Genomic DNA, 26,663 nt, shown 5'->3' with positions numbered 1-26,663 from the left:
GAAGCATCACACGGAGGGACACCGGCATGACCGAGAAGACCGTGAAGGGCCCGGCGAGCTACTTCCCCGCGATCGAGAAGAAGTACGGCCGTCCGGTCGGCGAGTGGCAGGAGCTGATCCGCTCCTCGCCGCTGACGCGGCACATGGAGCTGGTCGCCTGGCTGAAGGACGAGCACGGTCTCGGCCACGGCCACGCCAACGCCCTGGTGGCGCACACGCTGGCCGAGGGCAGGTAGTCCGGATCCTCGTGCCATGCTGTTTCGTAGATCAAATACTGGCACGGGAGAGAGCGCGGCGGCGTGAGGGAAGCGGTTCGGTCGGGGTGGGCACGGATGTGGGACCGGCTGGCCGCGTCCGATCCCGGACTGCTCAGGCTCACCGCGGGCCTGCGCACGGTGACCGCCATCGCCCTGACCCTCGCGGTGCTGGGTGTGCTGAGGGTCCCTGTGCCGCAACTGGTCGCGGGGGCCATCTCGGCGATGGTCGCGACCTTCGCCATCCGGGAGAAGCAGCGCGCCCAGCAGGCCGTCACCCTCGCGCTGGGCCTGCCGGTGGCACTCGCCTCGGTCTCGCTGGGGGCGCTGCTCAGCCAGCGGGTCGTCGTGGGCGACCTGTTCTTCGTCGTCCTCATCTTCTGCGCGGTGTACGGCCGCAGGTTCGGCGACCGCGGCACGGCGCTGGGCCTGGTCGGGTTCCAGGTCTACTTCATGTCGCTGTTCGTGCGTGCGACCCCGGCCACGCTGCCCGCCCTGTACGTCGTGATCACCGTGGCGTTCGGCTGCGCCGCCCTGGCCCGCTTCGCGCTGCTGCCGCAGACCCCGGCGGGCACCCTGGACCGGCTGCGGCGTGCCTTCCGCGCCCGGCTGGGCCAGCTCTTCGCCACCCAGCTCGAGCTGCTGGACGCCGGTCCCGACGACGTGGACAAGGTGCTCCAGGAGCTGCGCACCCGGACCGCGCGGCTGCACGAGACGGCACTGATGATCCAGGGCAGGCTGGCGGACGGCACCGGCGACGAGGCGACGGCGCGGCTGCTGCAGCGCCGGATCGCGGACGCCGAGATCGCCGCCGAGCGGCTCGGACTGCTGCTGCTCACGGCGCGCAGCGCCGAGCGGACCGACACCCTGACCCTGCACCTGCCCGGCGCTCCCCTGCCGTCCGGCGGCGAGCTCCCGGTGCGCGACGGAGCCACGGCACAGCTGCGGCGGGATCTGGCGGCGCTGCGCCTGCTCGTCCTGCGGCCGGCCGGTGAGGCCTCGGGGACGGCGCTGGCGCATCTGCGCAACCGGCTGCTCGGCTACCGCGAGGAGGAGAACCTGCCGAAGGCCTCACCGGCCGTGCAGGACGTCTTCCGGGGCATCGGTGAGGCCGGACGGGCCGTGCTCGGACTGCGGCTCGCCCTGGACGGGCCGCAGGACGAGTCCGACGACTCCCCGGCGACGGCCCGTTCCCGTGAGGAGCTGGACGCCGAGGACGCGGCCATCGAGGGCAGCGAGGAGGACGAGGCCGGCAAGCCGGAGCCGGTGGGGCTGGGGCGGCCCACCACCCGCGCCGCCGTTCAGGTCGCGGTGGGTTCCGCGCTCGCCATCGCCGGTGGCGAACTGCTGTCCGGCCAGCGCTGGTACTGGGCGGTCCTGACCTGCTGGATCGTGTTCATCAACACCTCCTCCACCGGCGAGATCCTGGTGAAGGGCTACCGGCGCCTGCTCGGCACGGTGCTCGGCGTGGTGGCCGGCATCGGGCTCGCCGGACTGGTCGGGAACCACACGTGGACGGCGTTCGCGCTGGTGCTGCTGTTCGTCTTCACGATGTTCTACACCGCGCCCCTGTCGTACACGCTGATGTCGTTCTTCGTCACGGCGATGCTGGGGCTGCTGTACACGCTGCTGAACACCTACAGCCTGTCGGTGCTGGTGCTGCGAGTGGAGGAGACGGCGCTGGGCGCGGCCTGCGGGGTGATAGCGGCGGCGGTGGTCCTGCCGATCCATACCGACCGGCGCACCAACGACCTTCTCGTCGATGTTCTGGAGAAGCTGGCGGAGGTCACCCGCGCCGCCGCCGACCAGCTCAGCGGCGGGCTGCCGGTCGACCTGGTCGACAAGGCCCGCGAGCTGGACCAGGCGCTGGCCGATCTGCGGGCCGCCACCCAGCCGCTGACCCACCCGGTCACCCCCCTGCGCTCCCGCCGGGACACCGCCCGGTACGTGATGGCGCTGCTGGAGACCTGCGCGTACCACGCCCGTTCCCTGGCGGCCACCGCCGAGCTGCTGCCCACGCACACGTCCATAGCGGCGGATCCGCGGCTGCGCACGGTGGGACGGCGGATCGTGCAGAACATCGAGGCGATCGCCGCGCACGTGGCGGACCGGCGGTCGGCGGCGACGATCGAGACCGGCCCCAGCATCGCGTCCCTGCTGGAACCGGGCACCCTGCGCAGTCCGCGCTACGGCCGGGTGACCGACCGGGTGCTGCGCCATCTGCAGCGGCTGGACGAAGCGGTGTCGGGCCTGGGGCGTCCGCTCGGTGTCAGCCCCCGGCCCCGCGTGAAGTGACCGCTCACCCGGCCCGGGCCCGTCGGCGCGGGCCCGGGCCGGGGCGGTCGGTCACCGGGACTTCCGGATGCCCGGGCGCTGCCCCAGCACCTCGTCGCGCACCCGCGCGCAGCTCCGGCTGATCAGCCGCGAGACGTGCATCTGGGAGATGCCGAGCCGGTCGGCGATGCGGCTCTGCGTCATGTCCTCGAAGAAGCGCATGTAGAGAATGGCCCGCTCCCGTTCGGGCAGCCGGCGCAGTCCCTCCTTGGCGGCCTCGCGGTCCACGACGACGTCGTACGCGCCGTCCGCCGCGCCGAGCGTGTCGGCGAGGCTGTAACCGTCGTCGCCGCTGGAGAGTTCGGCGTCCAGCGAGAGGGTGCTGAAGCTCTCCAGCGCCTCCATGCCCGCGGCGACCTCCTCCTCGGTGAGGCCGGTGTGCACCGCGATGTCGGCGGGGGTGGGCTCGGGACTGCCGGGCATCTGGGTGAGTTCACGGCGGGCCACCCGGACCCGGTTGCGCAGTTCCTGGACGCGGCGGGGCACCCGCAGGGCCCACATCCGGTCCCGGAAGTGCCGCTTGACCTCGCCGGTGATGGTCGGCACGGCGTAGCTCTCGAAGGCCCCCCGGGACGGGTCGAACCGGTCGATGGCCTTGACCAGCCCCAGCGCGGCCACCTGCCGCAGGTCCTCCACGGACTCCCCCCGGTCGCGGAACCGGCCCGCTATCCGGTGGGCCATGGGCAGCCAGGCGTTCACCAGTTCGTCGCGCACGGCGTCCCGCTCGGGCCCTTCCTCCAGCTCCGCCAGCCGGGCGAAGAGGTCCGCGGTGACGGGGGCGTCGTCATGGGCCCGCCGCCCGGACGTGGAGGTCGAGGTGGCGGCGGGGGTGCCGGAAGGGCTTGTCGACTCGTCGGTCAGCATGCGGAATCGCTCCTGAACGTGGTTTCCGGGCATGGGACGGAACCGTGGTTCCGGGTCCTGGCCCGAACGGTGCTGTCAGGGTTCGCCGCGAGATGGGTGCGCAGACCTCCGGAGGGGGCCTGCGGCGTTCTCATCCCGCCGGGCGCGCGCCTCCGGTCCGAAGCACGAGGTTCCGTCTGCCCCCGCGCATGCGTGGCAAACGCCGCTAACGGAACTTCTCCTACCGTTCCCAGTCGAGCGGTACGACGGCGGTGATCCGCTTGCCTCCGCGGGGCAGCCCGGCCACGCTGACGTCGCGGGCCAGCAGGCACACGATGGGCCAGCCGCGGCCCCCGAGCCGGTTGCGGCCGCGCTCGTCCACAGGCGCCTCGACCACCGGGATCTCGTCGCTGCCGTCGCTGACCGACACGCTCACCGTGCCGCTGTCGACGTCGACGTCGAATCCGGTGATGCCCCCGCCGTGCAGGATGGCGTTGGTGGTGAGCTCCGAGGTGACCAGCAGGACGTCGTCCAGCGCGTCGTCGTCGCAGGGGACGGCGCGGGTCCGGCAGCGCTCTGCCACCACCCGCTGGACGGTTCTGCGGGCGTCCGCCGGCCGGTACGGCAGTGACCGGCACGGCTCCCGGAGTCCCGCCGGGGAGTCGGTCCTTTGCGTCTCGCGCATGCCTTCCCTCCCTTGCTGCTGCCCGGATCGCCGGGTCTCTTGTTCCGGCTGACCCTTCCCGGCGCCCATAAACACCGTCGGTGCCGTTGTCATCACCGGGCGCCGGGCGGGTACGCGGACCGTATGACGGATGTCGTGGACGCGGACGAACTGCTGCGGCGGATCAGGCGGGGCAAGGACTGGGCGGCCGAGGAGGAACGGGCCTGGCGGGAGCAGGCGCGGAGCCTGACGGCGACCGATCCGGAGGGGGCGCGGGAGGCGTCCGTGCGGGCCGGGGCGTACGAGGCGGTGCTGCGCGTGCTGGAGGAGATCGTCGACCCGGGCGCGGCGCCGGCGGAGCGGGCGGGGGTGAAACAGGTCACCTGACCCGTTCCCGATTGGGCGAATGACGGCAAGATGGTTTATCGTTCATACATACGTGGTGACGGGGTCGACCGGAACCGTCCTCCATCACCACCGCGTACGGCCCTGGCTGGTCTCCCCCGTCCAGCCAGGGCTTTTTCATGCCCGCGAGCACATGAGCGGGTCGTACGCCGCTCCTTCGAGGTGCCCGGGACGGCCGCAGCGGCTGAAATGGGTTGGGGAACACACCCCGACCGCTGCCGGCGAGGAGTCCCGCGCCATGACCAAAGCGATAAAACTGCTGACCGCCCTGCCACAGGCGCAACGTGAGCGGCTGATGGAGCTGGCGAAGGAGGTCTCCTTCCCGGAGGACTCCCGGATCTTCGAGCCGGGCGGCACCGCCGACCGCTTCTGGGTGATCCGCTCGGGCGCGGTCCATCTGGACCAGCAGGTCACGTCCCGGCAGCGGGTCACCGTGGCCACGCTGGGCGCGGGCGACATGCTCGGCTGGTCCTGGCTGTTCCCGCCGTACCAGTGGGACTTCGGCGCGGTGGCCTTCAGCAACGTACGGGCCTACGAGTTCGACGGGCCGTCGGTGCTCGCGCTGAGCGTGGAGGACCCGTTGCTCGGGCTGTCACTGGTGCGCACGGTCGCCGAGATCCTGGCCCACCGGCTGGAGACCACCCGGGGCAAGCTGATGGACCAGTACGCGGTCCGCCGGCGCGGACCGCTGTGAGCCGCCCGGGACGGCCGCCGCGCGGCCGCCCCGTGGCCCTTCGCGTCAGATCCGGTAGCGGCGCAGGGCCGGCACCGCGGCGGCCAGCGCCAGCATCACCACGACGACCAGGACGCCGCCGCCCGCCACCGCGGTCCTGGCGCCGAACGCCGAGCCGGCGGTGCCGTGCAGCACGTCGGCCAGGCGCGGGCCGCCCGCGACCACCACGGTGAACACGCCCTGCATCCGGCCGCGCATGTCGTCGGTGGCGGCGGACAGCAGGATGGCCCCGCGGAACACCATGGAGATCATGTCCGCGAGACCGGCGGCGGCCAGGAAGGCGAAGGCCACCCAGAGGTTGCCGCTCAGCCCGAACCCGGCGATGGCCACGCCCCAGCCGACGACCGCGCCGATGACCATCCAGCCGTGCCGCCGCGCTCGCGAGAAGACGCCGGAGAACAGTCCGCCGAGCACCGCGCCGACCGGGATCCCGGCGAACAGCACGCCGAGCGCCAGGCCCGCGCCCCAGGGGGCGTAGGTCTCCGCGGCGAGCTGCGGGAACAAGGCGCGGGGCATGCCGAGAACCATGGCCACGATGTCGGCGAGGAAGGACAGCAGCAGCACCTTGCGCCCGGAGATGTACCGGAAGCCGGCCGCGATCTCGCGCACTCCGGCCCGCCGGACGGGCCGTTCGCCGAGCGGTGGCAGCGCGGGCAGCCGGAACACCGCCCACACGGTGACGCACAGGGCCAGCGCGTCGATCAGGTACAGCTCGGGCAGCCCGATGACCGGGATCAGCACACCGGCCAGCAACGGTCCCGCGACCAGGCCGGTCTGCATCACGGTCGAGCCGAGCGCGTTCGCCGCGGGCAGTTCCGCGGCCGGCACCAGGCGGGCGATGGAGGCGTTGCGGGCCGGGGAGTTGAGGCCGAAGAACGCCTGCTGCAGCGCGAGCAGCAGCATGAGCACGACGACGGAGTCCAGGCCCGTGACGGCCTGCGCCCAGAACAGCACCGAGGTCACGGCGATCCCGGTGTTGGTGACCAGCAGCAGCTTGCGCCGGTCCACCGTGTCGGCGACCGCCCCGCCCCACAGCGCGAACACCACCATGGGCACCAGGCCGGCGAGGCTGGCGTAGCCGACCCAGGCCGAGGAGTGGGTGATGTCGTAGATCTGCTTGGGCACGGCGACGGCGGTCAGCTGGCTGCCGACGGCGGTGACGACGGTCGACGACCACAGGCGCCGGAAGGCCGGGATCCGCAGCGGCCGGGTGTCCATCGCCCAGCGGCGCCAGCCGCGCCCGGGCGGGGCGGGCGCGGCCGGGGCGCCGGCATCGGTGGCCCCGTCGGGTCCGGTGCCGGTGCTCTGTGGTTCGGTGTCGCTGCTCTCGCTGGTGTCCACGGGGTTCCTGGTCGCTCGTCAGAGGTTGCTCGATACATCTTTCGATTCGAGGCCCCACTATCGCAGAACTCCTGAGGCTGCCTAACCACCTCTCGCGCCAGTGTTCACGGGTGGCGGGAACAGTCAGGCGTCGAGGACCAGGGCGGCGCCGAGCGCCAGCATGGTGACCGCGACCAGGCCGTCCAGCACCCGCCAGGCCGTGGGCCGGGCGAGGAGCCGGCCGAGCAGCCGGGCGCCGAAACCGAGGGCCGCGAACCAGCAGAGGCTGGCGAGGGCCGCGCCGAGACCGAAGGTCCAGCGCAGCGGGCCGCGGTCGGCGGCGAGGGAGCCGAGCAGGAACACGGTGTCCAAGTAGACGTGCGGGTTGAGCCAGGTCATCGCCAGGCAGGTGAGCACCGCCCGCCGCCGGGAGCCCGCCGCCTCGCCCTCCGCCCGCAGTCCGTCGCCGGGCCTGAGGACACGGCGGGCGGCGAGGGCGCCGTAGCAGAGCAGGAACGCGCCGCCCACGATCCCGACGGCGCGCACCGCGCCCGGCCAGGCCACCACGACCGCACCGACGCCGCCGACGCCCAGCGCGATGAGCAGCGCGTCGGACAGGGCGCAGATCCCGACCACCGCGAGCACTGCGTTCCGGCGCACCCCCTGCCGCAGGACGAAGGCGTTCTGGGCGCCTATGGCGACGATCAGGGAGAGCCCGGTGCCGAATCCGGCGGCCGCGGCGGTCAGGGTGTGGTTCATGCCCTCGACGCTAGCCAGACGAGCACCACGCGTACAGCTGAAGATTTTTACGTAGCATTAGCTCTCGTGATGACCGAGCTTCCCCTGGAGCAGGTGCGGACGCTGCTCGCCGTGGTGGACGAGGGCACGTTCGACGCGGCGGCCGCGGCCCTGCACCTGACGCCGTCGGCGGTCAGCCAGCGGGTCAAGGCGCTGGAGCAGCGCACCGGCCGGGTGCTGCTCCAGCGCACCAAGCCGGTGCGGCCCACGGAGTCCGGGGCGGTGCTGGTGCGGTTCGCCCGGCAACTGGCCCGGCTGGAGCGGGACGCGCGCGGCGAGCTGGGGCTGAGCGGTGCCGGGGAACCGACGCGGGTGTCGGTCGCCGTGAACGCGGACTCGCTGGCGACCTGGTTCCTCGGGGCGCTCACCCAGGTGCCCGGGCTCTGTTTCGAACTGCACCGGGAGGACGAGGCCCACACGGCCGCGCTGCTGCGCGAGGGGCTGGTGATGGCGGCGGTGACCTCCTCGCCCGACCCGGTGCCGGGCTGCTCGGTCCGTGCGCTGGGCCGGATGCGCTATCTGCCGGCCGCCGCGCCCGAGTTCGCCGAGCGGTATCTGGACGGGCCCCTGCCGGATCTGCTGCCCGACGCGCCCGTGGTGGCCTTCGACCGCAAGGACGACTTCCAGGACGGCTTCGTCAGACAACTGGGCCGGGGGGCCGCGAGCTCGCTGCGGCACCACGTGCCCGCCTCCGAGGGCTTCGCCGACGCGGTCGCCGCGGGACTGGGCTGGGGCATGGTCCCGGAGGCCCAGGCCCGTCCGCTGCTGGCCGCGGGCCGCCTCGTCCTGCTGGCGCCGGACCGGCATGTGGACGTCACCCTGTACTGGCAGCAGTGGAAGCTCGACTCCCCCGCCCTGGCGGCACTGGCCGAGGCGGTGACGCGGACGGCGGCCGGGGCGCTGCGCCGGTGATCCGGGCGGGCGGCGGGCGCGGCCCGGGCCCTCAGGGCCGCTGGGCGCCGAGCCGTCCGGCCGCGCTGTCCAGCAGCATCTCCAGGGCCGTCGGATAGGCGCTGGTGACCATGCGCCGGGCCAGCAGCGGGGCCGCCTCGGCGATGCGGGGGTGGGTGTCGTGGGGCAGGCGGGCGTAGGTGGAGTGCCACTTGTCCTCGTCGGCGCGCTGGGAGGCGCTGGGCAGGGCCAGTGACGCGGAGTCCAGGGCGGCGAAGGCCAGGGTCTGGTCGATGAAGGCGTGGTACACGCGGACCGTCTCCGGCAGGGAGAACCCGGCCGAGCGCAGGACGTCCAGCACGGCCTCGTCGGCGGCCAGCTCATGCGCGCGGCCGGTGACCCGGTTGGCGGTGAGCAGTGCCGCCTGCGGGTGCGCGACGTACACGCCGTGGATGCGCAGCCCGATCGTCCGCAGGTCCGCCCGCCACCGCCCGGTCGGCTCCCAGCCGGCCAGCGCCTCGCCGATGAGGGCGTCGCCGATGGCCAGGGTCAGCTCGTCCATGCCCCGGAAGTACCGGTACAGCGTGCTGGGATCGCAGTCCAGGGCGAGACCGAGGCGGCGGGCGGTGAGCCCGGTGCTGCCGTGCTCACGCAGCAGCCTGAGCGCGGTCGCGACGATCAGTTTCTCGGACAGCACGGTGCCACTCCGGGTCGGACGGCGCCTACGGCGCCTCTCCTCGGGCACGACGGGCTTGGGCACAGCGGCTCCCTTCTGCCGCCGCGCGGCTTATGCCAACACCATTGACCTTACGCCACCGTCCGGCGTTGGATTCCGGGCAAGGCGCGCCTGCCCCGATGTTCCGTTCCGTTCCGTTCATGACTGTTTCCGTTCGTGTCAGGCAGGGAGTTTCCGTCATGCGTGTACTGCTCGTGGGAGCCGGCGGGGTCGGTACCGCCATCACCCGGATCGCGGCCCGGCGTCCGTTCCTCGACCTGATGGTGGTCGCCGACTACGACCCCGCGCGGGCCGAAGCGGCGGTCGCGGCCCTCGGTGAGGCCGGTGCCCGGTTCCGCGCCGAACAGGTGGACGCGGCCGACGAGGCCGGGGTCGCCGCGCTGCTCGCCCGGCACGGCTGCGACGTGCTGCTCAACGCCACCGACCCGCGGTTCGTCATGCCTCTGTTCCGGGCGGCGCGCGCGGCCGGCGCGACCTATGTCGACATGGCGATGTCCCTGTCCCGGCCGCACCCCGAGCGGCCGTACGAGGAGTGCGGGGTCAAGCTGGGCGACGAGCAGTTCGCGCTGGCCGGCGAGTGGGAGAAGGCGGGTGCGCTCGCCCTGGTCGGCATGGGGGTGGAGCCCGGCCTGTCGGACGTGTTCGCCCGCTACGCCGCCGACGAACTCTTCGACACCGTCGAGGAGATCGGCGTCCGCGACGGCGCCGATCTCACCGTGGACGGCTACGACTTCGCGCCCTCGTTCAGCATCTGGACCACCATCGAGGAGTGCCTGAACCCGCCGGTCGTGTACGAGACCGGGCGGGGCTGGTTCACCACCGCCCCGTTCAGCGAGCCCGAGGTGTTCGACTTCCCCGCGGGGATCGGGCCGGTGGAGTGCGTGAACGTGGAGCACGAGGAGGTGCTGCTGATGCCGCGCTGGGTCGGCGCGGACCGCGTCACCTTCAAGTACGGGCTGGGCCGCGAGTTCGTCGAGACCCTGAAGACCCTGCACCGCCTGGGACTTGACCGCACCGACCCGGTGACCGTACCGGGCCCCGACGGGCCGGTCGCGGTCTCGCCGCGGGACGTGGTCGCCGCGTGCCTGCCGGACCCGGCGACGCTGGGCGAGCGGATGCGCGGCAAGACCTGCGCGGGCACCTGGGTGCGCGGCACGAAGGACGGGGCGCCGCGCGAGGTGTACCTGTACCACGTGGTCGACAACCAGTGGTCCATGGCGGAGTACGGGTGTCAGGCGGTGGTGTGGCAGACGGCCGTCAATCCGGTCGTCGCCCTCGAACTCCTCGCCACCGGTGCGTGGTCGGGTACGGGCGTCCTCGGCCCGGAGGCCTTCCCGGCCGGCCCGTTCCTCGACCTGCTGACCGCGTACGGCTCCCCGTGGGGCATCCGCGAGCAGTGACCGGGAGGCGGCCCGCGCCGGCCGATTCGTCGTCTCCCTGTTTCATGCCGTCCCGACCGGTCACCCGAAATGGAAGCACGCATTCGACTGGCACGGACGACGGACGACTCAGACCGGAGGAGACTTCGATGGACAACTGGCGCGAAAATGCCGCGTGCCGTAACGAGGACCCCGACCTCTTCTTCCCCATCGGCACCACCGGGCCTTCGCAGGTGCAGGCACAGCAGGCGAAGGCGGTGTGCGGGGGCTGCCCGGTACGGGAACAGTGTCTGGACTGGGCCCTGGACACGGGTCAGACCATCGGGATCTGGGGCGGTACGACCGAGACGGAACGCCGCGCACTCAGGCGCCGCGTGCGCTCCCGGCAGCGCTCCGGCTGAACCGGACGCCGGGCGACCCGCGCACCGGCGAATCGAAGCCGGTGCGCGCACTCGCACCGCCGGGGCGGGCCGGCCCCGGCGGTGCGAACCGCTGTCAGGACCGGCTCGGCTTGCCCGTCTCGTACAGCCACGTGTGGAACAGACCGTCCAGCTTCTTGCCGGAGACCCGCTCGGCGAGTCCGGTGAACTGGGCGGTCGTGCCGTGTCCGGTCCGGTGCCCGGCCGCCCAGGCGCGCAGGATACGGAAGAAGTCCCGGTCGCCGACGGCCCGGCGCAGCTCGTGCAGCGTCATCGCGCCACGGGCGTAGACCGGAGTGTCGAAGATGTTCTCCCCGCTGCCCGGATCTCCGGGCGGGAAGGACCACAGGCGGTTGCTCGCGGGACGGGCGTAGAGGTCGTCGAACGCCTTCTGCGCGCTGTCGCCGCCGTGTTGTTCCGCGTAGAGCCACTCGGCGTAGGTCGCGAAGCCCTCGTTGAGCCAGATGTCCTTCCAGGCGGTCAGCGAGACCGAGTCGCCGAACCACTGGTGGGCGTTCTCGTGGACCAGGGTGCTCACGTCGGGCGCCGAGTCGTAGAGGGGCCGGCTCTGGGTCTCCAGGGCGTAGCCGACGTCGGGCGCGTGGTCGACGACCGATCCGGCGGCCCGGAACGGATACGGTCCGAACAGCTTGCTCTCCCACTCCAGCACGGAGGGCAGCTTCTTCAGCACGGGCTCCGCCGCGTGCGCCTCGCGCGGGTCGACGGCGTTGTACACCTGGACGCCGTCGCGGGTCGTGTACCGCTCGACCTGGAACTTCCCTACGGTGGCGGTGGCCAGGTAGGCGGCCATGGGCTCCGCCTGGTGCCAGCGGAAGGTGGTGCGGCCGTGCGCGGTGCGCGTGCCGCGCAGGACGCCGTTGGCGACGGCGGTGCGGCCCTCGGGGACCGTGATCGTGAAGTCGTACGACGACTTGTCCCTGGGGTGGTTGTTCGCCGGGAACCAGGTCATCGCGCCCTGCGGCTCCCCGGCGACGAACGCCCCGTCGTCGGTGGGGATCCAGCCGTCCGCCGAGCCGTCCGGGTCGGTGACCGGGCCGGGGGTGCCGTGGTAGGAGACGGTGACCCGGAACTTCCGGCCCGCGCGCAGGGTGTGCGGCGGGGTGACGACGAGTTCCTGGCCGTCGCGGCGGAAGGCCGCGCGGTGGCCGCCGACGGTGACGCCGGTGACCTTCAGGCCCGAGAGGTCCAGGTCGAAGCGGGTCAGCCGCTGCGTGGCGCGCGCGGTGAGGACGGCCGTGCCGTCCAGGTGCCGGGAGGCGGTGTCGTAACGGAGCGTCAGGTCGTAGTGGCCGACGTGGTAGCCGCCGTTGCCGCTGAGCGGGAAGTAGGGGTCGCCCGCGCCGGCGGCGCCGGTCGTGCCGGCCGCCGCGGGACCGGCGGCCCCGAGCAGCGCCGCCACGGCGACGGGGACGGTGGCGAGGACCGCCTCGCGGCGGAGAACTGCGGTACGTCGGCCGGAAACCTGTCTGCGCTGTGGCGTCACGGGCGCTCCTCCTGGGGGGTGAAAGATCGTTTCGCCAGAAGAGTAGGCGCGGACCCGATCCGGTTTCGCCCTCTTTCCGGTCAAGTCACGCCGCGTCGCCGCCCGGTGGGCCGCCCGCACGGCGGTACGCTCGCAGCACCGTCCGCGACCCGAGAGGGGCCCCGACCGTGAGCGTGCGCGTGCGCCGGATCTACGAACCGCCCGAGGCGGACGACGGGCTGCGGGTCCTGGTGGACCGGCTGTGGCCGCGCGGGGTGTCCAAGGACGAGGCCCAGGTGGACGAGTGGCTGAAGGGGCTCACTCCCTCGAACGAGCTGCGCAAGTGGTTCCACGGCGGGGAGGGCTCCTTCGAGGAGTTCCGCGGCCGCTACGAGGCCGAACTCGCCGCTCCCGAGGCCGCCGAACTCCTGTACGGGCTGCGGAAGTCGGTACGCGAGGGGCCGGTGACGCTGCTCACGGCGTCGAAGGCGCCGGAGCAGAGCCACGTCTCCGTGCTGGTGGGGCTGCTGCGCGGCTGAACACGGCCCCGCGGTCCGGGCCCCGCTCGCCGTCAGCCCGTCTGCTTCGCCGCCGCCCGTCCCGCCGCGCGGCCCGAGAAGAGGCAGCCGCCGAGGAAGGTGCCTTCCAGGGCGTTGTAGCCGTGGACACCGCCGCCGCCGAAGCCCGCCACCTCGCCCGCCGCGTACAGCCCTTCGACGGGGGTGCCGTCGGCGCCGAGGGCCCGGGAGTCGAGGTCGGTCTGGATGCCGCCGAGCGTCTTGCGGGTCAGCACCCGCAGCCGGACCCCGATCAGCGGGCCCGCCTCCGGGTCGAGGATACGGTGCGGGGAGGCGACCCGGCCGAGGCGGTCACCGATGTAGCGGCGGGCGTTGCGGATGCCCTGGACCTGGGAGTCCTTGCTGTAGGGGTTGGCCATCTGCAGGTCGCGGGCCTCGATCTGCCGGCGCACCTCGGCCGCGTCCAGCAGCGGCTCGGCGGTGAGGGCGTTCATCTTCTCGACCAGCCGCTCCAGGGTGCCCGCGGTGACGAAGTCCGCGCCCTTGTCGAGGAAGGCCCGCACCGGGGCCGGGGCGCCCTTGCCCAGCAGCCGGTCGCGCAGCACGGCCTTGCGGTCCTTGGCGGTGATGTCCGGGTTCTGCTCGGAGCCGGAGAGCGCGAACTCCTTCTCGATGATCTTCCGGGTGAGGACGAACCAGGAGTGGTCGTGGCCGGCGATGTCCTCGGTGGTACGCAGGTACTCGAGCGTGCCGAGGGTGTCGTAGCCGGGCAGGCACGGGTCGGGCAGCCGGCGGCCGAGGGCGTCGAGCCAGATGGAGGACGGGCCCGGCAGGATGCGGATGCCGTGGCCGGGCCAGACGGGGTCCCAGTTCTGCAGGCCCTCGGTGTAGTGCCACATGCGGTCCCGGTTGACCAGGCGCACGCCCGCCTCGGCGCTGATGTCGAGCATCCGGCCGTCGACGTAGGCGGGGACACCGGTGACCATCTCGGCGGGGGGTGTGCCGAGCCGCTCGGGCCAGTAGCGGCGGACGATGTCGTGGTCGGCTCCGATGCCGCCGCTGGTGACGATCACGGCCTGGGCGGTGAGTTCGAAGTCGCCGGCGCGCTCGCGGCTGGAGGGGGCGCCGCGCGGTGAGTCGTCCGCGGCGAGGACGGTGCCGCGCACCCCGCGCGCCGTGCCGTCCTCGATGACCAGCCCGTCGACCCGGTGGCGGTGGTGGAAGGTGAGCAGTCCGTCCCGGGCGGCCTGCCGGGCGTACTCGACGAAGGGTTCGACCACGCCGGTGCCGGTGCCCCAGGCGATGTGGAAGCGGGGCACGGAGTTTCCGTGGCCGTCGGCCCTGAGGTCGCCGCGCTCGGCCCAGCCGACGGTGGGCAGCAGCTCGATGCCGTGCCCGCGCAGCCAGGAGCGCTTCTCACCGGCCGCCCACTCGACGTAGGCGCGAGCCCAGCGCGCCGCCCAGGAGTCCTCGTCGGCGAGCCGGTCGAACCGCGCGCTGCCCTGCCAGTCGTTCCAGGCGAGGTCGAGGGAGTCCTTGATGCCGAGCCGGCGCTGCTCGGGCGAGTCGACGAGGAAGAGCCCGCCGAAGGACCAGAACGCCTGGCCGCCGAGGTTGGCGGCGTTCTCCTGGTCGACCAGGGCGACCGTGCGGCCCCGGCGGTTGAGTTCGTGCGCCGCGACCAGGCCGGCGAGGCCCGCTCCGACGACGATGACGTCCGCGTCCATGGCGGCCATGGGCTCCGTGTCCTTCCGTCCGCGACTCATTCGGGGGTGCCGCTGCCGTCGGTCAGCAGGGCGGTGAGCAGTTGCTTCAGCCAGCCGCGGGCGGCGTCGACGTCCCGGTCCAGCAGCAGCTGGGTGGTGACGCCGTCGTAGGCCGCGACCACCGCGCGAGCGGCGCCGTCGGCGTCGCCGAGTACGGCGGGCAGTTCGGTGTGGCCCCGGGCCCGGCCGAGGCGGTCGGCGACGGCCTCGCGCAGCCGGGCACGGTGGTCGAGGAGGGCCTGGGCGACGGCCGGGTCACGGGCCGCGTGCACCAGGAAGTCGGTCTTGACGAGCAGCCAGTCCACGTCGAGCAGCAGGACCTCGGTCACCCGGTCCACGGAGGCCGGGACGTCCAGATCGGGCCCGTCCTGCGCGAGCGCGTCGGCCACCTGGCCGGCGATGAGGTCGGCCCGCTCCCGGTAGAGGGCGAAGAACAGCTCGTCCAGGGTGGCGAAGTTGGAGTAGAAGGCGCCCCGGCTGTAGCCGGCGGCCTCGCAGACCTCCTCGATGGAGACCCGGCCGAACCCCTTGGCGGCGAACACCGCGAAGGCGGCGTCGAGCAGGTTCGCCCGGGTCCGGGCCCGCCGCCTGGTGACGCGCCGGGCCGGGTCGTCCTCGGCCGTCATGGCGGACCTCCCTTTCGATACGGGAATGTATCCGATACGTCGATGTATCGAAAGGGCCCCGACAGCACAGCACGGCCCGGGACCGGTGCGCGACCCACTTCAGGGGAACATATTTTCGATTAAGGAGTAGGGTGGTCGCATGGCCACGCACCTCCAGGGCTCCCTCTTCGACCAGACCGACGAGCTGCGGCTCGGCTCCCTCGACGGGCTGCGCCGGACCGAGCTGGGCTCCGGCGCCTGGATCGACGTGCTGCCGGGCTGGCTGAGCGGCGCGGACGCCCTGTTCGAAGAGCTGGCGGCCGAGGTCCCCTGGCGGGCGGAGCGCCGCAAGATGTACGACAACGTGGTGGCCGTCCCACGGCTGCTCGCCTTCTACGCGGCGAACGATCCGCTGCCGCGCCCCGTCCTCACCGAGGCGCGGGACGCCCTGTCCGCCCGCTACGCCGAGGAGCTGGGCGAGCCGTTCACCACCGCCGGGCTGTGCTTCTACCGGGACGGGCGGGACAGCGTCGCCTGGCACGGCGACCGGATCGGGCGCGGCGCCCGCCAGGACACGATGGTCGCGATCCTGTCCGTCGGCGCGCCGCGCGATCTGCTGCTGCGTCCGGTGGGAGGCGGCGGTCCGGCCGTCCGGCGGCCGCTCGGGCACGGCGACCTCATCGTGATGGGCGGCTCCTGCCAGCGGACCTGGGAGCACTGCGTGCCCAAGACCGCCCACGCGGCGGGCCCGCGGATCAGCGTCCAGTTCCGCCCGCACGGGGTGCGGTGACGCGTCCGGCGGCCCGCTGCGCGCCGCCGCCGAGCGGGCCCGGGAACGGGAGTCCCGCCGACGGGGGCGGGGCCTTAGGGTTCGTCCCATGGCATTGCAGATCAGCGCCACGAACCCGGAGCACCCGGCGGTCCTGCTCGAACTGCCGTGGGGCGTACCGCTGGAGAAGTGGCCCGAGGAGATCCTCGTACCGCTCCCCCGGGGCATCTCCCGGCACGTCGTGCGCTACGCGCGCGCCGGCGGCGAGGTGATCGCCGTCAAGGAGCTGGCCGAACGGCCCGCGCTGCGCGAGTACGAGCTGCTGCGGGACCTCGACCGGCTGGGCATCCCGGCAGTCGACCCGCTCGCCGTGGTCACCGGCCGCACCGACGGCGCCGGCGCCCCGCTGGAGCCGGTGCTGATCACCCGGCATCTGCGCGGCTCGATGCCGTACCGCTCGATGTTCGAGACCACCATGCGCCCGGCGACCATGCACCGGCTGATGGACGCCCTCGCGGTGCTGCTGGTCCGGCTGCATCTGAGCGGGTTCGCCTGGGGCGACTGCTCGCTGTCCAACACCCTCTTCCGACGGGACGCGGGCGCCTACGCCGCGTACCTGGTGGACGCCGAGACCGGCGACCTGCACCCCACGCTGAGCCCGGGTCAGCGGGACTACGACCTCGACCTGGCCCGGGTGAACATCAGCGGCGAGCTGCTGGACCTGGAGGCGTCCGGAGCGCTGCACCCCTCCGTCGACCCCGTCGAGTTCGGGCACGAGATCTGCACCCGTTACACCGGCCTGTGGCAGGAGCTGACCCGCACCTCGGTGTACCCGGCGGGCAAGTACCACTACATAGAACGCCGGATACGCCGCCTCAACGACCTCGGCTTCGACGTGGCCGAGATGCAGATCGAGCACTCCTCGGGCGGCGACACGGTCACCTTCGTGCCCAAGGTCGTCGACGCCGGCCACCACCAGCGGCAGTTGCTGCGGCTGACCGGCCTCGACGCCGAGGAGAACCAGGCGCGGCGGCTGCTCAACGACCTGGAGAGCTGGATGGCCACCCAGGACGACTACGCGCCCGGTGACCCCCTCGCCGCCCGCCCCGAGGTGCTCGCCCACCGCTGGGTGCGGGACGTGTTCCGGCCCACCGTGCGCGCCGTGCCGTTCGGGCTGCGCGGTTCCATGGACCCGGCCGAGATCTACCACGAGCTGCTGGAGCACCGCTGGTACCTGTCGGAACGGGCCCAGCACGACATCGGCCTGGACACCGCCGTCGCCGACTACATCGACAACGTCCTGCCGAAGGCGCGCACCACCCTGGAGCCGACGACGCCGGAATAGGTCACTCGTGCGGGACCACGGCCACCGGGCACTCGGCGTGGTGGAGCACGCCGTGCGCGACCGAGCCGATCCGGGCGCCCACGGCCGTACGGCGGGACCGCCGTCCGACGACCATGAGCTGGGCCCGCCCGGCCACCGACAGCAGCACCTGCCCCGCGCTGCCCATCTCGACGTGCTCGGCGACGGGCACCTGCGGGAACCGCTCCCGCCACGGGACGAGCGCGTCGGCCAGGGCCTGCTTCTCGTACGGCTCCAGGCCGCCCGCCTCGTCCAGGAGCTTCAGCGAGCCCGGGCTGTAGGCGAAGACCGGCGGCAGCGTCCAGGCGCGCACCGCACGGACGGTGGCACCGCGCACGGCAGCCGTCTCGAACGCGAACCGCAGCGCGGCCGCGCTGTCCTCCGGGCCGCCGTGCTGGCCGACCACGACGTCCCGCCCGGCGGCCTCCGCCGCCGCCCGGTCACCGGCCCGCACCAGGACCACGGGCCGGGCCGTCTCGGCGATCACCTGCCGGCCCACCGAGCCCAGCAGGAAACCCATCACCGGGCCGTGCCCGCGGGAGCCCAGCACCAGCAGCTCGGACCCGGCGGCCGCGTCGGTCAGCGCCTCCGCGACGCCGCCCTCGAGCACGTCCACGTCCACGGCGAGCTCCGGGTGCCGGCCGGCGACGGTGCGAACGGCCTCCCGCACCCCTTCCGACACCCAGCCGTGCTGGGTGTCCCGGTCGGCCGTGGCGAGCGCCTCGGCGTAGCGCCAGGCGTGGACCACGCGCAGCGGCAGCCCCCGGCGCACGGCCTCCCTGGCCGCCCAGTCCAGCGCGGCCAGGCTCTCCTCCGTACCGTCCACCCCTGCCGTGATCGGGCGTGTCATGCCTCGGGCCTCCTCGTCGTCCGCGTCCGCGGGGCCAGTCTCCCCCACGTGCCGATCGGTCCGTGCCGATCATGCCCTTTCCCTACCCGCGAAGGAGCAGATCAAGGAGCTGTCCGCGGGCCCGGGCCGTCCTCGCCGTATACCGGAGCGAAGCCGGGCGATCGAACATACGATGGGCGGGAATCGTGCGGTGACCCACGTGGCGCCGTCCGTGAATCCGACCGCTCGGGGTGGGAGAGGCATGACACAGGCCGCCGACACGGCGCGGACCGTCATCCTGACCGTGGACGACGACCCGGGGGTCTCCCGCGCCGTCGCCCGTGACCTCAGGCGGCGCTACGGCGAGTCGTACCGGATCGTGCGCGCGGAGTCCGGCGAGTCGGCGCTGGAGGCGCTGCGCGAGCTGAAGCTGCGCGGGGACCTGGTGGCGGTGATCCTCGCCGACTACCGGATGCCGCAGATGAACGGCATCGACTTCCTGGAACAGGCCCTGGACGTGTATCCGGGCGCCCGCCGGGTGCTGCTGACCGCGTACGCGGACACCAACGCGGCGATCGACGCGATCAACGTCGTCGACCTGGACCACTATCTGCTCAAGCCGTGGGACCCGCCGGAGGAGAAGCTCTACCCGGTGCTGGACGACCTGCTCCAGGCGTGGCGGACCAGCGCCTACAAGCCGGTGCCCAGCACCAAGGTGGTCGGGCACCGCTGGTCGGCCCGGTCCTCGGACGTACGGGAGTTCCTGGCCCGCAACCAGGTGCCGTACCGCTGGTACTCGGTGGAGGAGCCCGAGGGGCGGCGGCTGCTCACCGCGGCCGGGCAGGACGGACAGCGGCTGCCGCTGGTGATCACCCCCGACGGGACGGCCCTGGTCGAGCCCGAGGCGCCCGAACTGGCCGCGCGGGTGGGCCTGGCGACGACACCGACGGCCGACTTCTACGACCTGGTGGTGATCGGCGGCGGCCCGGCCGGCCTCGGCGCCGCCGTGTACGGGGCCTCGGAGGGCCTGCGGACCGTGCTCGTGGAGAGGTCCGCGACCGGCGGGCAGGCCGGGCAGAGCTCCCGGATCGAGAACTACCTGGGCTTCCCCGACGGGGTCTCCGGCGGGCAGCTCACCGACCGGGCGCGGCGGCAGGCGGCCAAGTTCGGCGCCGAGATCCTGACCACGCGCGAGGTGACGGGGCTGGAGGTCAACGGCGCGGCCCGCGTGGTGCGGTTCGCGGACGGCTCGGCGATCGCGGCGCACAGCGTCATCCTGGCGACGGGCGTGCAGTACCGGCAACTGGGGGCCGAGGGCTGCACCGACCTCACCGGCTGCGGGGTGTTCTACGGCTCGGCGCTGACCGAGGCGCCCTCCTGCCAGGGGCACGACGTGTACATCGTCGGCGGCGCCAACTCGGCGGGCCAGGCGGCGATGTACCTGTCCCGGTTCGCCAAGTCGGTGACGCTGCTGGTGCGCGGGCCCGATCTGTCGGCGTCGATGTCGCACTACCTGATCCAGCAGATCGGCGAGGCGCCGAACATCTCGGTACGCGGCCACACGGTCGTGGACGCCGCGCACGGCTCCGGCCGGCTGGAGCAGCTGACGCTGCGTCACATGCCCAGCGGGGAGACCGAACGCGTCGACGCCCAGTGGATGTTCGTGTTCATCGGCGCCGCCCCGCTGACCGACTGGCTGGACGAAACGGTGCTGCGCGACGAGCGCGGGTTCATCCTGGCCGGGCCCGACCTGACCGCCGACGGGCGGCCGCCGGCCGGCTGGGAGCTGGACCGGCCGCCGTACCACCTGGAGACCAGCGTCCCCGGCGTGTTCGTGGCGGGCGACGCCCGCGCCGAGTCCGCCAAGCGGGTCGCGTCCGCCGTCGGAGAGGGAGCCATGGCCGTCATGCTCGTCCACCGGTATCTGGAGCAGTCGTGAGCGGGCAGCCGGTGCCGTGCAGCCCGCGGGAGATCGGCTCCCTGTTCCTGTTCGAGAAGCTGACACCCGAGCAGCTCGGCCGGCTGTGCTGCGAGGGCCGGGTGGAGCTGTTCGAACCCGGTCCGGTGTACACCGAGGGCGACCCCGCCACCTGCTTCTACGTGATGATCGAGGGCACGGTCGTGCTCTCGCGGCGGGTGGGCGGCGACGACGTGGAGGTGTCCCGCACCTCGCAGCGCGGGGTGTACGCCGGAGCGATGCAGGCGTACCTGGGTGACCGGGTGCGGCAGGTGTACAACAACTCGATGCGGGTGACGGAGCCGACGCGGTTCTTCGTCCTGCCGGCGGACACCTTCGCCGAGGTCATGAGCGAGTGGTTCCCGATGGCCACGCATCTGCTGGAGGGGCTGTTCTTCGGCTCGAAGAGCACCCAGGCGGCCATCGGGCAGCGGGAACGACTGCTGGCGCTCGGCTCGCTGTCGGCCGGGCTGACGCACGAGCTGAACAATCCCGCGGCGGCCGCCGTCCGGGCCACCTCCACGCTGCGGGAGCGGGTCGCGAAGATGCGGCACAAGCTCGCGGTGATCGCCGAGGGCCCGTTCTCCCGGGACGCGCTGGCGAGCCTGATCGAGATCCAGGAGCGCACCGCCGAGCGCGTCGCCAAGGCGCCGTCGCTCAGCCCGCTGGAGGCCTCGGACCGCGAGGACGCGCTCACCGATTGGTTTGAGGACCACGGCATCGGCCACGGCTGGCAGCTCGCGCCGGCCTTCGTCCAGGCGGGGCTCGACGTGGACTGGCTGGAGCAGGTCGCGGCGGCCGTGGACGCGGAGATCCTGCCCGGGGCGGTCGGCTGGCTCAACTACACCGTCGAGACCGAGCTGTTGATGGACGAGATCGAGGACTCGACCACCCGGATCTCGCACCTCGTGGACGCCGCGAAGCAGTACTCGCAGCTGGACCGGGCGCCCTACCGGGTCGTCGGTGTGCACGAACTCCTCGACAGCACCCTGCTGATGCTGTCCGGAAAGATCGGTCCGCGCATCGAGGTCGTCAAGGAGTACGAACCCGCGCTGCCGGAGGTCCCCGGCTATCCGGCGGAGCTGAACCAGGTGTGGACCAACCTCATCGACAACGCGGTGTCCGCCATGAACGGCGCCGGCGGGCAGGGCACGCTGACCGTGCGGACCGCGCTGGAGGGCGAGCAGGTGCTGGTGGAGTTCCGGGACACCGGGCCCGGGGTGCCGCCGGAGATCAGGAGCCGGATCTTCGACCCGTTCTTCACCACCAAGCCGGTCGGCCAGGGCACCGGGCTCGGCCTGGACATCTCCTGGCGGATCGTGGTGAACAAGCACCACGGCACCCTGCGTGTCGAGTCGGAGCCCGGCGACACCCGTTTCCAGGTGCTGCTGCCGCTGACCGCCGGGACACCGGAGGAGCGGTCCGCCCTGACGAACCCAGAGGAGGCAGCATGAGCGGCGAGAGCGCCATCGACCCGAGCGTCCCGCCGAGCGGCGCGGGCTGTGTGGAGTGCGACGCGGCCGGCGGATGGTGGTTCCATCTGCGCCGGTGCGCGGCCTGCGGTCACATCGGCTGCTGCGACGACTCCCCAGCCAAGCACGCCACCGCCCACTACGAGGCGACCGGGCACCCGGTGATCCGCAGCTTCGAGCCGGGCGAGGGCTGGTTCTGGAACTTCGGGACGGGCGAGCTGTACACCGACGGTCCCGAACTGGCGCCGCCCGCCGCGCACCCGGACGACCAGCCGGTGCCGGGCCCGGCGGGGCGGGTGCCGGCCGACTGGGCCGAGACGCTGCGCTGAGCCCCGTACGGCGGGGCGGCCGGGCCGGGGTCAGCGCGCGCAGTCGAGGGTGCGCGGGTCGACGGCGCCGGCCAGGGCCCGCATGCCCGCGTCGTCGAGGTGCAGATGGTCGCCGTTGTCGAAGGCGGTGAGCAGGCGCCGGTGCACGTGGGGGCTGCGCAGGACGCGGTCGAAGTCGGCGACCGCGTCGAACTCGCCGCCGGCGCGGATGAACCGGTTGACCTCCTGGCGTACGGCCTCGGCGGCCGGGTCCCACTCGGACCAGCCCTCGAACGGACCGATGGTCGCGCCGACCACGCACAGCCCGGCCGCGTGGGCGCGCCGGACGATCTTCCGATAGCCGGCGATCAGGTCGGCGGCGGTGACCCCGGTGTGGGCCTTGAGGTCGTTCACCCCCTCGAACAGCAGGACGGTGCGTGCCCCGGGCTGGGTCAGGACGTCCCGCTCCAGCCGGTGCAGGGCGCCGGTCCCGGCGTCGTCCGTGAGCACCTTGTTTCCGGACATGCCCTCGTTGGCCACGCCCTTGACGGCCGTCGGGGCCGAGCGCAGGCGCCGGGCGAGGTAGTCGGGCCAGCGCCGGTCGAGCCCCGGGGTGGACTGCCAGCCGTCGGTGAGGGAGTCGCCGAGCACCACCACGGCTCCGGTGGCGGGGTCCTCGGGCCGTACGGAGACGGCGTCCAGGTACCACCAGGAGCCGGTCGGCAGCGCCCAGTTCGCCCCGCTCGTCTCGGCGGTATGGTCGCCCTGGCCGACGTACGACGTCTGCATCGCCAGCGCGTGGCCGGTGGCCGGGCCTGCCGCGTCGGGGGTGTGCAGGCTGACGGCGAGATCGGACCCCGCCGGGACGTTCCCGGGCAGCGGGTCGCTCCACGCGACCGTGCCGGCGGGCAGCGTGACCGTTCCGGAGCCGCGGAAGGTGAGCGGCCGGTCGCTGCCGGGGACGAGCGCCGCGCCCCTGAGCCGCAGGCCGGCGCGGACGCTGTCCAGGGTCAGGGGGCGGTCGCCGAAGGCGTTGGACAGGCGGACGCGCAGGTCGCTGCCGGCCACGCTGGTGTGCACGATCAGCCGGTAGCCGCGGCCGGCGGCGCCGTCGCCGAGGCGGTCGGCGCTCGCCGCCCAGGTGACGACCTGCCCGGCCCCGCCGGTGGGTGCGGGCGGCCCGGCCGCGGCCCGTACGGGCGCCCACTGGCAGGCGAGGGTGAGCAGCAGAGCGGCGGCCAGGCGGCGGACGCGGGCGGCCCGGCCGGTCACCGCGCGGGCTCCTCGGCCCCGGCGGACCCACCGTGCTCCGGGCGGAGCGTCCTGGGCGTGTCTGCGTGTGCCACGGACGTCATGGTCCCGCCGCTGCCGCCGGTCCGCCACCTCGGCCGGCGGGGGCGCCCGGACGTGCGGATGCCCCGCGCGGGGCGGGGCATCCGGTGGTGCGGGGTGCGGACGTCCGTCAGTGGCGGGCGGCCGGGGTGTTGGCGGCGGTCACGTTGACCGCGGCCCACGCCTTGTCCACCGTCTTGTACTCGGTGCTGGTCGAGCCGTAGAGGTCCTTGGCCGCCTTCAGCGTCGCGACGCGCGCGCCGTGGAAGTCGGTGGTGGAGACCATGTAGCGGGTCAGCGCCCGGTAGAAGATGGCCGTGGCCTTGGTGCGGCCGATGCCCTTCACCGTGGAGGCGTTGTGGTAGGTCGGCGAGTTGTACTTGACGCCGCCGATCGTCTTCGTGCCGCTGCCCTCCGCGAGGAGGTAGTAGGCGTGCGAGGAGACGCCGGAACCGGCGTGCACCTCGGTGTAGTACGTGTCCGCCGACCAGTAGTCGATGGTGCCCTCGAGCTTGTCGAGCGAGGGGTGGTCGAGGCGGCGCAGGAACTTCTGGTCCAGGCCCAGCTTCTCGCCGACCAGGTAGTCCGGCGTGTCCTTCGTGTTGTTGGCGTAGAACTCGACGTTGGAGCCGAAGATGTCGGCGAGCGACTCGTTCAGCGAACCGGGCTCGCCGTACTGGTTGCCGCTGCTGTCGACGAAGGTGGGCTGCAGGTCGGCGGTCGCCTCCACCACGCCGTGGGTCAGCTCGTGACCGGTGACGTCGAGGACGACGAGCGGCTTCTTGAAGACCTGGCCGTCACCGTCGCCGTAGAGCATGCAGTTGCAGGTCGGGTCCCAGAAGGCGTTGGCGACCTTGTTTCCCCAGTGGACCATTCCGCGGGCGGCCTTGGAGTTGTTGGCTATGCCCTTGCGGTTGAAGGTCTTCTTGTAGAAGTCCAGCGTCTTGGTGATGCCGTACTGCGCGTCGGCGGCGGCGCTGGCCCGGCTGGAGGTCTTGCCGTTGCCCCACACGTTGGTGGTGTTGGTGAACTTCGAGCCCGCGCCGAAGGACTCGGTCTCGCTGCCCTTGGCGTCCCGGGTCTCGGTGCCGTACCGGTTCGGGTCCTTGAGCTGGTAGTGGCCGCGCGAGGTGGCCGTGGTGGTCAGACCGACGCTGCCCACGAAGAGGGTCTTGCCGGTGCCCTTGGCGGTCGCCGGGTAGTGCGTGACGCCGGAGACGCCCGAGCCGAGCAGGCCGGAACCGGTGGCGGAGCCGGCGCCGGTGGCCGGGTCGGCCGTCTGGCCGCTCCTGCGCAGCGCGGCGAGCAGCTTCGGCGACAGGAACTCGTCGGCGACGGGGGTGTTGCTGCGCACCTTGCCGGTGACGGCGTCGACGACGACGGTGTTGGAGGTGCCGTTGTCGGTCACCGTGACCTGGTAGGCGAGGGCGGCGGAGCCGGCGCGGGCGTCCACCACCAACTCGGCGTCGCCCGCCTCGCCCTTGGCGGCGCGGGCGGCCTTGGCCGCGGCCTGTGCGGCCGTCAGCTCGGGCTTGGCGGCGGCGGGCTTGACGGCGTGTGTGGCCGCGCTGGTGACCCCCGTGTAGGCCAGCCGCCGGTCCAGGTGGACGACGAGGTCGCCGCCGAGCACCGGCATCCCGTCGTGGGTGCGGACGAAACGCACGTGGCGCGCGCCCTCGGGGTCGACGAGCACGTCCTGGGCGTGCAGTTCGTCGCCCTGCGCGACCCCCGTCGCCGCGGTGTGGGCGAAGGCCGCGGCCTGCGCCGCCTTCACCACCGCCGTGGCGGTCGTGGTGGTGGACGCGGCGGAGCGCTCCCCACCGGTGGAGGGACCCGCGAAGGCCGTACCGGCCAGACCCGTGGCAGCGGTCGCCACCGCGACGGCGATCGCCGCGGTGCGTATGTGCGGTCTACGCAATCTGATCAGGGTTCCTTCGTTCGAAGGCGGCAGGTGTCCCAACCGCCCTGAGACGTGGCGGAGTTGAGCGCCACGGGGGCTGGTCGGGCCCCGGAAGCAACCCTTATGGATCAGTCATGTCCACGTAAAGGCGGAATGATCCATTTCGCGCTCTTCTATGGCAATCCTTTGCAAATGCCTGCCACAGGGTGATCGCGAGATGACCAACTGTGTGTCGACTGTGGAGACGTCGCCGCCATCCCCTAGGTTCCAGGCCGGAATGTGACCGATGTCGCATCGTGAACCGCCAGGACGGGAGTGGAACCGGATGGTCTCAGCAAGGGTCGGCAGGGGTGCGGTACTCGGAGCGGCGGTCCTGTCGCTGCTCACGGTCCCGGCGCGGGCCGCGACCCCGGAGGCGGACGCCCGGACGGCGGCGACGGCGCTGCCCGCACCCGATGTCGGCGGCCTGGACGCGGTGCTGCGCTCGGCGGTGGACCAGGGCGCCCCGGGCGCGCTGGCGCGCGTCGACGACGGCGACGACTCGTACCTGGTGACCCGGGGCTTCGCCGACCGGAGCACCCGTCAGGGCATCAGCGTCGCGGACCGGTTCCGCATCGGCAGCGTCACCAAGTCCTTCTCCGCCGTCGTCCTGCTGCAACTGGCCGACGAGCACAAGCTGGACTTGGACGCCCCGGTCAACCGGTACCTGCCGAAGCTGCTGCCGGACGACCGCATCACGGTCCGGCACGTGCTGAGCCACCGCAGCGGCCTGTACGACTACAGCAACGACATGTTCGCCAAGAGCGTGTCCGGCTTCGAAGCGGTCCGCGACAAGGTCTTCGGCTACCGCGACCTGGTCGCCCTGTCCCTGAACAAGCCCCGCACCAACGCGCCCGGCGCCGCCTACTCCTACTCGAACACCAACTACGTCGTCGCCGGTCTCCTCATCGAGAAGCTCACCGGCACGTCCGTGCGCGACGCCTACGAGAAGCGGCTGATCACCCCGCTCGGGCTGCGTGACACGTTCTACGTGCACCCGGACACCAAGATCCCGGGCCGGCACGCCCACGGCTACCTCACCCCGGACACCGCCGGCGCGAAACTCGTCGACGCGACCGACCAGACGGTGTCCTGGGCCCAGAGCGCGGGCGCGCTCATCTCCAGCGCCAGGGACCTGAACACCTTCTACTCCGCGCTGCTGCGCGGCAAGCTGCTCTCCACCGCCCGGCTCGCGGAGATGGAGCGCTTCAACCGGGTCGACGCCACCACGTCGTACGGACTCGGGCTGCGCCGGCGCGACCTGTCCTGCGGCGTCTCGGTGTACGGGCACACGGGTGCCGTCCAGGGCTTCTACACCTACGCGTTCGCCTCGAAGGACGGCGAGCGGGCGCTCACGGCCGCCGTCAACACCTCCAACAACGCCAGGGTGCTCGGCACACTGGCCGGCACGCTGGAGTCGGCGTTCTGCGGCAGGAGCACCGGGAAGGGCACGGGCAAGGCCCTGCGCGTCCCGGCCGCCGGGGAGCGGGATCTGAGGCAGTGACAGGAACCGGGACCGGGACCGGCGAGGGAACCCGGTGGCCGG

25 protein-coding genes are annotated in these 26,663 nt (G+C 72.8%); 14 read left to right on the top strand and 11 right to left on the bottom strand.

Translation table 11 applies throughout. The annotated features are described in order from the left end of the window. The first annotated feature begins 26 nt into the window (after window positions 1-26). Both ABZ478_RS26635 and ABZ478_RS26630 read left to right on the top strand, forming a co-directional pair. Window positions 27-236: a DUF4287 domain-containing protein gene (locus ABZ478_RS26635; RefSeq protein WP_359553172.1), complete on the top strand. Its 210-nt coding sequence runs from the start codon at window positions 27-29 to the stop codon at window positions 234-236. Window positions 237-332: 96 nt separating this feature from the next. Then, window positions 333-2,549, top strand: coding sequence for an FUSC family protein (locus ABZ478_RS26630; protein WP_359553171.1), 2,217 nt, complete (start codon window positions 333-335; stop codon window positions 2,547-2,549). Window positions 2,550-2,600: 51 nt separating this feature from the next. Here the strand turns inward: ABZ478_RS26630 and ABZ478_RS26625 are convergent, their stop codons facing one another. Both ABZ478_RS26625 and ABZ478_RS26620 read right to left on the bottom strand, forming a co-directional pair. Then, a complete protein-coding gene (locus tag ABZ478_RS26625) occupies window positions 2,601-3,452 on the bottom strand; it encodes an RNA polymerase sigma factor SigF (RefSeq protein WP_359553170.1) in 852 nt (283 codons plus the stop codon). A 220-nt stretch (window positions 3,453-3,672) separates the two neighbouring features. After that, the gene (locus ABZ478_RS26620; protein ID WP_359553169.1) at window positions 3,673-4,116 is read right to left on the bottom strand and encodes an ATP-binding protein; all 444 of its coding nucleotides are present in this window, start codon (window positions 4,114-4,116) and stop codon (window positions 3,673-3,675) included. 123 nt (window positions 4,117-4,239) lie between these two features. Between ABZ478_RS26620 and ABZ478_RS26615 the strand changes: the two genes are divergently transcribed. Together ABZ478_RS26615 and ABZ478_RS26610 are read left to right on the top strand one after the other, a co-directional pair. After that, window positions 4,240-4,482, top strand: a complete 243-nt coding sequence (locus ABZ478_RS26615) for a hypothetical protein (RefSeq protein ID WP_359553168.1) — start codon at window positions 4,240-4,242, stop codon at window positions 4,480-4,482. 256 nt (window positions 4,483-4,738) lie between these two features. Continuing rightward, a complete protein-coding gene (locus tag ABZ478_RS26610; protein ID WP_351673390.1) occupies window positions 4,739-5,194 on the top strand; it encodes a cyclic nucleotide-binding domain-containing protein in 456 nt (151 codons plus the stop codon). A gap of 45 nt (window positions 5,195-5,239) precedes the next feature. Here ABZ478_RS26610 and ABZ478_RS26605 read toward each other — a convergent pair whose 3' ends face one another. Together ABZ478_RS26605 and ABZ478_RS26600 are read right to left on the bottom strand one after the other, a co-directional pair. Next, window positions 5,240-6,574: an MFS transporter gene (locus tag ABZ478_RS26605; protein ID WP_359553167.1), complete on the bottom strand. Its 1,335-nt coding sequence runs from the start codon at window positions 6,572-6,574 to the stop codon at window positions 5,240-5,242. A gap of 123 nt (window positions 6,575-6,697) precedes the next feature. Beyond that, window positions 6,698-7,312, bottom strand: coding sequence for a LysE/ArgO family amino acid transporter (locus ABZ478_RS26600; protein WP_359553166.1), 615 nt, complete (start codon window positions 7,310-7,312; stop codon window positions 6,698-6,700). Between the two features lie 66 nt (window positions 7,313-7,378). Here ABZ478_RS26600 and ABZ478_RS26595 point away from each other — a divergent pair, with 66 nt between their 5' ends. After that, on the top strand, window positions 7,379-8,263 hold the full coding sequence (locus tag ABZ478_RS26595; RefSeq protein ID WP_359553165.1) for a LysR family transcriptional regulator ArgP: 885 nt from the start codon (window positions 7,379-7,381) through the stop codon (window positions 8,261-8,263). Between the two features lie 31 nt (window positions 8,264-8,294). Here ABZ478_RS26595 and ABZ478_RS26590 read toward each other — a convergent pair whose 3' ends face one another. Beyond that, the gene (locus tag ABZ478_RS26590) at window positions 8,295-9,002 is read right to left on the bottom strand and encodes a TetR/AcrR family transcriptional regulator (protein WP_359553164.1); all 708 of its coding nucleotides are present in this window, start codon (window positions 9,000-9,002) and stop codon (window positions 8,295-8,297) included. A gap of 155 nt (window positions 9,003-9,157) precedes the next feature. On the opposite strand from ABZ478_RS26590, the gene ABZ478_RS26585 reads away from it, so the two are divergent. Together ABZ478_RS26585 and ABZ478_RS26580 are read left to right on the top strand one after the other, a co-directional pair. Continuing rightward, window positions 9,158-10,378, top strand: a complete 1,221-nt coding sequence (locus ABZ478_RS26585; protein WP_359553163.1) for a saccharopine dehydrogenase C-terminal domain-containing protein — start codon at window positions 9,158-9,160, stop codon at window positions 10,376-10,378. A 128-nt stretch (window positions 10,379-10,506) separates the two neighbouring features. After that, on the top strand, window positions 10,507-10,758 hold the full coding sequence (locus ABZ478_RS26580; RefSeq protein WP_359553162.1) for a WhiB family transcriptional regulator: 252 nt from the start codon (window positions 10,507-10,509) through the stop codon (window positions 10,756-10,758). Window positions 10,759-10,852: 94 nt separating this feature from the next. On the opposite strand, the gene ABZ478_RS26575 is transcribed toward ABZ478_RS26580, so the two are convergent. Further along, window positions 10,853-12,280, bottom strand: coding sequence for a M1 family metallopeptidase (locus ABZ478_RS26575; RefSeq protein WP_359553161.1), 1,428 nt, complete (start codon window positions 12,278-12,280; stop codon window positions 10,853-10,855). Between the two features lie 167 nt (window positions 12,281-12,447). On the opposite strand from ABZ478_RS26575, the gene ABZ478_RS26570 reads away from it, so the two are divergent. Continuing rightward, the gene (locus ABZ478_RS26570; protein WP_359553160.1) at window positions 12,448-12,798 is read left to right on the top strand and encodes a DUF488 family protein; all 351 of its coding nucleotides are present in this window, start codon (window positions 12,448-12,450) and stop codon (window positions 12,796-12,798) included. Window positions 12,799-12,830: 32 nt separating this feature from the next. Here the strand turns inward: ABZ478_RS26570 and ABZ478_RS26565 are convergent, their stop codons facing one another. After that, a complete protein-coding gene (locus tag ABZ478_RS26565; RefSeq protein ID WP_359553184.1) occupies window positions 12,831-14,504 on the bottom strand; it encodes an FAD-binding dehydrogenase in 1,674 nt (557 codons plus the stop codon). Window positions 14,505-14,539: 35 nt separating this feature from the next. Continuing rightward, window positions 14,540-15,169, bottom strand: a complete 630-nt coding sequence (locus ABZ478_RS26560; protein ID WP_359553159.1) for a TetR/AcrR family transcriptional regulator — start codon at window positions 15,167-15,169, stop codon at window positions 14,540-14,542. 139 nt (window positions 15,170-15,308) lie between these two features. On the opposite strand from ABZ478_RS26560, the gene ABZ478_RS26555 reads away from it, so the two are divergent. Then, window positions 15,309-15,938 (top strand): alpha-ketoglutarate-dependent dioxygenase AlkB, encoded by a 630-nt coding sequence (locus ABZ478_RS26555; protein WP_359553158.1) that lies wholly within the window; start codon window positions 15,309-15,311, stop codon window positions 15,936-15,938. An 88-nt stretch (window positions 15,939-16,026) separates the two neighbouring features. Continuing rightward, window positions 16,027-17,262, top strand: coding sequence for a DUF4032 domain-containing protein (locus tag ABZ478_RS26550; protein ID WP_359553157.1), 1,236 nt, complete (start codon window positions 16,027-16,029; stop codon window positions 17,260-17,262). A gap of 1 nt (window position 17,263) precedes the next feature. Here ABZ478_RS26550 and ABZ478_RS26545 read toward each other — a convergent pair whose 3' ends face one another. Then, window positions 17,264-18,130, bottom strand: coding sequence for a universal stress protein (locus ABZ478_RS26545; protein WP_359553156.1), 867 nt, complete (start codon window positions 18,128-18,130; stop codon window positions 17,264-17,266). A 241-nt stretch (window positions 18,131-18,371) separates the two neighbouring features. Between ABZ478_RS26545 and ABZ478_RS26540 the strand changes: the two genes are divergently transcribed. The 3 genes from ABZ478_RS26540 to ABZ478_RS26530 are packed head-to-tail and all read left to right on the top strand — an operon-like array spanning window position 18,372 to window position 21,867. Beyond that, window positions 18,372-20,048 (top strand): FAD-dependent oxidoreductase, encoded by a 1,677-nt coding sequence (locus ABZ478_RS26540; RefSeq protein ID WP_359553155.1) that lies wholly within the window; start codon window positions 18,372-18,374, stop codon window positions 20,046-20,048. Beyond that, on the top strand, window positions 20,045-21,520 hold the full coding sequence (locus tag ABZ478_RS26535) for an ATP-binding protein (protein WP_359553154.1): 1,476 nt from the start codon (window positions 20,045-20,047) through the stop codon (window positions 21,518-21,520). The genes ABZ478_RS26540 and ABZ478_RS26535 overlap by 4 nt, the downstream gene beginning before the upstream one ends. Further along, window positions 21,517-21,867: a UBP-type zinc finger domain-containing protein gene (locus ABZ478_RS26530; RefSeq protein WP_359553153.1), complete on the top strand. Its 351-nt coding sequence runs from the start codon at window positions 21,517-21,519 to the stop codon at window positions 21,865-21,867. The genes ABZ478_RS26535 and ABZ478_RS26530 overlap by 4 nt, the downstream gene beginning before the upstream one ends. Before the next feature lie 30 nt (window positions 21,868-21,897). On the opposite strand, the gene ABZ478_RS26525 is transcribed toward ABZ478_RS26530, so the two are convergent. Continuing rightward, complete coding sequence (locus tag ABZ478_RS26525) at window positions 21,898-23,118, bottom strand: SGNH/GDSL hydrolase family protein (RefSeq protein WP_359553152.1); 1,221 nt, start codon at window positions 23,116-23,118, stop codon at window positions 21,898-21,900. A gap of 190 nt (window positions 23,119-23,308) precedes the next feature. After that, window positions 23,309-25,096 carry a M4 family metallopeptidase gene (locus tag ABZ478_RS26520; protein ID WP_359553151.1) on the bottom strand — a complete coding sequence of 596 codons (1,788 nt, stop codon included), beginning with the start codon at window positions 25,094-25,096 and terminating at the stop codon, window positions 23,309-23,311. Window positions 25,097-25,403: 307 nt separating this feature from the next. On the opposite strand from ABZ478_RS26520, the gene ABZ478_RS26515 reads away from it, so the two are divergent. Further along, on the top strand, window positions 25,404-26,621 hold the full coding sequence (locus ABZ478_RS26515) for a serine hydrolase domain-containing protein (RefSeq protein WP_359553150.1): 1,218 nt from the start codon (window positions 25,404-25,406) through the stop codon (window positions 26,619-26,621). Window positions 26,622-26,663 lie beyond the last annotated feature (42 nt).

The sequence above is a fragment of the Streptomyces sp. NPDC005706 genome (genome assembly GCF_040631045.1).
GTDB lineage: Bacteria > Actinomycetota > Actinomycetes > Streptomycetales > Streptomycetaceae > Streptomyces.
Note: the sequence above shows the minus strand (reverse complement) of the source record. Positions and strands in the feature narration are given on the sequence as shown.

Coding starts and splice junctions, on each gene's coding strand:
- ABZ478_RS26585 (WP_359553163.1), top strand. CDS start 9,158: ATGCGTGTACTGCTCGTGGGAGCCGGCGGGGTCGGTACCGCCATCACC.
- ABZ478_RS26580 (WP_359553162.1), top strand. CDS start 10,507: ATGGACAACTGGCGCGAAAATGCCGCGTGCCGTAACGAGGACCCCGAC.
- ABZ478_RS26600 (WP_359553166.1), bottom strand. CDS start 7,312: ATGAACCACACCCTGACCGCCGCGGCCGCCGGATTCGGCACCGGGCTC.
- ABZ478_RS26620 (WP_359553169.1), bottom strand. CDS start 4,116: ATGCGCGAGACGCAAAGGACCGACTCCCCGGCGGGACTCCGGGAGCCG.
- ABZ478_RS26540 (WP_359553155.1), top strand. CDS start 18,372: ATGACACAGGCCGCCGACACGGCGCGGACCGTCATCCTGACCGTGGAC.
- ABZ478_RS26610 (WP_351673390.1), top strand. CDS start 4,739: ATGACCAAAGCGATAAAACTGCTGACCGCCCTGCCACAGGCGCAACGT.
- ABZ478_RS26530 (WP_359553153.1), top strand. CDS start 21,517: ATGAGCGGCGAGAGCGCCATCGACCCGAGCGTCCCGCCGAGCGGCGCG.
- ABZ478_RS26560 (WP_359553159.1), bottom strand. CDS start 15,169: ATGACGGCCGAGGACGACCCGGCCCGGCGCGTCACCAGGCGGCGGGCC.
- ABZ478_RS26550 (WP_359553157.1), top strand. CDS start 16,027: ATGGCATTGCAGATCAGCGCCACGAACCCGGAGCACCCGGCGGTCCTG.
- ABZ478_RS26635 (WP_359553172.1), top strand. CDS start 27: ATGACCGAGAAGACCGTGAAGGGCCCGGCGAGCTACTTCCCCGCGATC.
- ABZ478_RS26625 (WP_359553170.1), bottom strand. CDS start 3,452: ATGCTGACCGACGAGTCGACAAGCCCTTCCGGCACCCCCGCCGCCACC.
- ABZ478_RS26555 (WP_359553158.1), top strand. CDS start 15,309: ATGGCCACGCACCTCCAGGGCTCCCTCTTCGACCAGACCGACGAGCTG.
- ABZ478_RS26615 (WP_359553168.1), top strand. CDS start 4,240: ATGACGGATGTCGTGGACGCGGACGAACTGCTGCGGCGGATCAGGCGG.
- ABZ478_RS26630 (WP_359553171.1), top strand. CDS start 333: ATGTGGGACCGGCTGGCCGCGTCCGATCCCGGACTGCTCAGGCTCACC.
- ABZ478_RS26515 (WP_359553150.1), top strand. CDS start 25,404: ATGGTCTCAGCAAGGGTCGGCAGGGGTGCGGTACTCGGAGCGGCGGTC.
- ABZ478_RS26545 (WP_359553156.1), bottom strand. CDS start 18,130: ATGACACGCCCGATCACGGCAGGGGTGGACGGTACGGAGGAGAGCCTG.
- ABZ478_RS26565 (WP_359553184.1), bottom strand. CDS start 14,504: ATGGACGCGGACGTCATCGTCGTCGGAGCGGGCCTCGCCGGCCTGGTC.